This is a genomic window from Methylibium sp. T29 (assembly GCF_000576205.1).
GTDB classification, from domain to species: Bacteria; Pseudomonadota; Gammaproteobacteria; order Burkholderiales; family Burkholderiaceae_C; genus Methylibium; species Methylibium petroleiphilum.
Genome location: NZ_AZND01000295.1, coordinates 1 through 3,689, shown reverse-complemented (window position 1 = coordinate 3,689; position 3,689 = coordinate 1). Strand labels below are relative to the sequence as shown.

Below are 3,689 nucleotides of genomic sequence, written 5' to 3'. Positions count from 1 at the left end.
CGCGGCGACCGCCAGGCGGTAGAAGCGCTCGGGCGGTGGGCTGGCGCACCCCGCGGCGAACTGCACCAGCACGAGCGCGGCAACGAGCGCCAGCGCGCGCGGCCGAGGCTGCTTCGTCGTCATCGCTTGCCGCCTTCCTCGGGCTCGCCGGGTTTGCCGCGCAGCAGGGATTCCGGGCGGCGTTGCACGTAGTCGGTCAGTTCGCGCATCGACTGGGCGGCGCGCGACACCTCGCGCAGCGCTTCCCGCAGCTCCTGCTGGGTCGGCGTGTCGCTGGCGAGCAGGTTGTCGGCCGACTTCATGGTGCGACGCGTGTCGGCGATCGCCGCCTTCAGCTCGGGCACCAGCTCGCCGAGCTGGCCGTCGAGCCGGCCGATCAGCCCGTCGGTGTTCTTCAGCGTGCGGTCGAGCGACTGCAGCGCGGTGCGCAGGTCGGCGGCGATCTCGTCGAACGGCACGTTCTCGATGCGCTTGGCGATGCTGGTCAGCGTGGCCTGCAGGTCCTCGAGGCTGCCCGAGATGGTGGGGATCTCGAGCACCGGGGCTTCACTGCCGGCGGCCGGCGCGGCCGCCGTCTTGACCGGCCGCGCGCCGGGGAAGAAGTCGAGCGCCACGTAGCGCTGGCCGGTCAGCAGGTTGGCGGTGCGCAGCTGCGCGCGCAGGCCGCGCTCGATGGAGCGGCGCATCAGCTCTGTCGGGTCGACCTGCGCCCGTTCGATCGCCGCGCTCACCTTGGAGCCGAGCCGGTCGCTGTACAGCACCATGCCGACCGGGAAGCTGAACTCCCTGCGGTCGCGGTCGTAGCTGACGTCGATCGACGTGACCTCACCGACCACCACGCCGCGGAAGTCGATCTGCGCGCCCGGCGCCAGGCCGCGCAGCGATTCGGTGAAATGGGCCACCATCGGCGTCACCTCGGAGCTGGTGCGCTTCATGGCCAGCGCCTGGTTCTCGAACAGCGCGAAGCTGTGCTCGGCCTCGGCCGCCGCGCCCGGCGCACCGGACTCCGGCGCGCCGAAGGCAATGCCGCCGAGCACGATGGAGATCAGCGACTGCGTCTGCAGCTTGATGCCGCCGGCGTCGAGCGCGACGTCCAGGCCACTGGCATGCCAGAAGCGCGTGTTCTCGGTCACGTGCTGCTCATGCGGCGCCGAAATGAACACCCGCAGCGTGACCCCGCGGCCATCGGCGTCGAGCCGCGTCGCGGTGACCTTGCCGACCTGCACACGGCGGAAATAGACCGGTGAACCGATGTCGACCGAGCCGAGGTCCGCGCTTCGCAGGATGAACTCGCGCCCCGGCTCGTCAGCGGTGACGCTGGGCGGCACGTCGAGGCCGACGAACTCGCGCCGCGACTCGGAGGAGGTACCGATGTCGATGCCGATGTAGGCGCCCGACAGCAGTGTGGAGAGGCCGGTGACGCCGCTGCCCGCCACGCGAGCCCGCACCACCCAGAAGCGCGTGTCGTCGAGCAGCAGCTTCTGCGCGCCCTGGGTCATCTCGGCGGTGACGACCACGCCCTTGCCGTCGGGGGCGAGCGCGATCGATTTCACGTCGCCGATGTCGACGTTCTTGTACTTGATCTTGGTCTTGCCCGGCTCCAGGTCCTCGGCGGTCTTGAAGGTGATGGTGACCGTGGGTCCGGTCGCGAGCCAGGCGCGCACGCCCAGCGTCAGGCCGATCAATGCCGCAAGGATGGGGATCAGCCACACCGCATAGCCGTGGCTGCGGCGGCGCGGCACCGCCACCGCTTCAGGCAGCTCGGCCGTCGCCGGCAGGGGCGGAGGGGCGGAAGAGGAGGGCGGCGGCGTGTCGCTCATGCGCCCCATTCTCGGTCGAGATGCGGCGCGGGCCGCACGGCCCGCGCCGGCCGGTCGGCCGCATCCCAGATCAGCCGCGGATCGAAACTCAGCGAGGCCAGCATCGTCAGCACCACGACCGCGCCGAAGGCCACCGCGCCGGGCCCGGCGGAAATGGCCGCCACCGACTGCAGCTGCACCAGCCCGACGAGCAGCGTGACCACGTAGATGTCGAGCATCGACCAGCGGCCGACGAACTCGATGCCGCGGTACAGCCGGGTGCGCAACAGCGGCCGGGCCGCGCTGCCCAACTGCACCGAGACGGCCAGGAAACTCAGCACCAGCAGCTTGGCCAGCGGCACCACGATGCTGGCCACGAACACCAGCACCGCGAGGAACCACGAGCCGTCGATCCACAGGAACACGATGCCGGACCAGATGGTGTCCTGCTGCGCACCGAACAGCGAGCTCGAACGCATCACCGGCAGCGTGTTGGCCGGCACGTAGAGGATGAAGGCGGCGATCAGGAAAGCCAGGTGCGCGCCAGGCTGGCCGGTTGGCGCACGTGCAGCTCGCTGTCGCAGCGCGGGCAACGGGATTGCAGCGGCGGCGGCGCCGGGCGGCTGATCTGGCCGCAGGTGTGGCAGACCCGCAGGCCGGCGATTGCGGCGGTGAGCACTGATGACCCCTCGCCCGACGGGTACGCCAGGCGATCCCCCGAGGGGATGCGGGCCGGCTTGGGAGCGGCCCGGCGCTCGTCCCGCGGCGGCCCCTCGCCCGACGGGGCCGTCATGCCGGCGTCTCCGCGGCGTCCATCTGGTCCCAGGCCTGCTGGGCGTCGAAGTTGGCCGCGGCGGCGGCGAACACGCAGATCAGGCCGCCGAAGGACCACAGCGAGATGCCGGGGATCACGCTGGCGATGTGCGCCAGCTTCACCAGCGCCACCAGCACGCCGAGCACGAACACCTCGACCATGCCCCAGGGGCGCACCAGCAGCAGCGCGCGCAGCACCCAGACGCCGCCCATCGGCCGCTCGCGCAGGGCCAGCGGCAGCAGCAGCCACAGCATGGCGCCGAGTTCCAGCGTCGGGACCAGCACCGTGGTCACCGCAACCAGCGTGGCCACCAGCCCGGCGTCCTGCCGCCACAGGGTGACCACCGCGCCCCACAGCGTGGTGCTGTGGTGCTGGCCCTGCATGTCGAGCTCGACCAGCGGGAACGACAGCGCCAGCACGAACAGCGCCGCGGCCGCCAGTGTGAGCGCCAGCGTGCGGTCCATCGCGTGATGCCGGCCGCGGTAGAGCACCGCGTCGCAGCGCCAGCAGCGGGCCACGCCGCCGGGCTCCAGCACCACCTCCTGCTGCAGCGCATCGCAATCGTGACAGGCCTTCATCCCCGCCAGCCTAACAAACCGCTGCGGCGCGCGGACGCATGCCCTGCCGCCGCATGGGCCCACACGGCGGTGCGGATCGCACCGAGGAGTAAGCTGCTCCGACACGCCGGAGAGCGTCGCGCCGCCCGGTCACAGCCGCGCCGACTCGGCCTCTCAGGCCCACGAAAGGATTCCCGACCATGTGGTTTCAAGTCTCTGCGGCACGGCGCGCGCTGCGCCCCGCCCCGATGGCCCTCGCGGCGGCGCTGCTGGTCGTCGGCTGCGCCACCAACCCGGTCGATTCGCAGTGGACCGAGCCGCAGTTCGCCGGCCAGTCGCTGCGCGGCAGCAAGCTGCTCGTGGTGTGCGAGGCTCCCGACGAGGCGCTGCAGCGCAACTGCCTGGACCGCGCCTCGGCCGAGCTGGTGGCCTACGGCGCATCACCGGTGACGCAGGCACCGGTCGCGGCCGGCACGGCGCGCAGTTCCGCCGCCGAACCCTACCTGGCCGCCGCGCGCG

General features: G+C 71.9%; 4 protein-coding genes. 1 reads left to right on the top strand and 3 read right to left on the bottom strand.

Annotated elements, in window-relative coordinates; translation table 11 throughout:
• Nucleotides 1-119 precede the first annotated feature (119 nt).
• From x551_RS19680 to x551_RS19670, 3 genes are all read right to left on the bottom strand, one after another.
• Nucleotides 120-1,820 (bottom strand): MlaD family protein, encoded by a 1,701-nt coding sequence (locus x551_RS19680; RefSeq protein WP_036235389.1) that lies wholly within the window; start codon nt 1,818-1,820, stop codon nt 120-122.
• Nucleotides 1,817-2,392: a paraquat-inducible protein A gene (locus x551_RS19675; RefSeq protein WP_231497787.1), complete on the bottom strand. Its 576-nt coding sequence runs from the start codon at nt 2,390-2,392 to the stop codon at nt 1,817-1,819. Before x551_RS19675 ends, x551_RS19680 begins: the two co-directional genes overlap by 4 nt.
• A 196-nt stretch (nt 2,393-2,588) precedes the next feature.
• Complete coding sequence (locus x551_RS19670) at nt 2,589-3,191, bottom strand: paraquat-inducible protein A (RefSeq protein WP_036235385.1); 603 nt, start codon at nt 3,189-3,191, stop codon at nt 2,589-2,591.
• A gap of 179 nt (nt 3,192-3,370) precedes the next feature.
• On the opposite strand from x551_RS19670, the gene x551_RS19665 reads away from it, so the two are divergent.
• Nucleotides 3,371-3,689 (top strand): hypothetical protein (locus x551_RS19665; protein ID WP_036250446.1); only part of this gene is annotated, 319 nt, incomplete at its 3' end.

Coding starts and splice junctions, on each gene's coding strand:
- x551_RS19680 (WP_036235389.1), bottom strand. CDS start 1,820: ATGAGCGACACGCCGCCGCCCTCCTCTTCCGCCCCTCCGCCCCTGCCG.
- x551_RS19670 (WP_036235385.1), bottom strand. CDS start 3,191: ATGAAGGCCTGTCACGATTGCGATGCGCTGCAGCAGGAGGTGGTGCTG.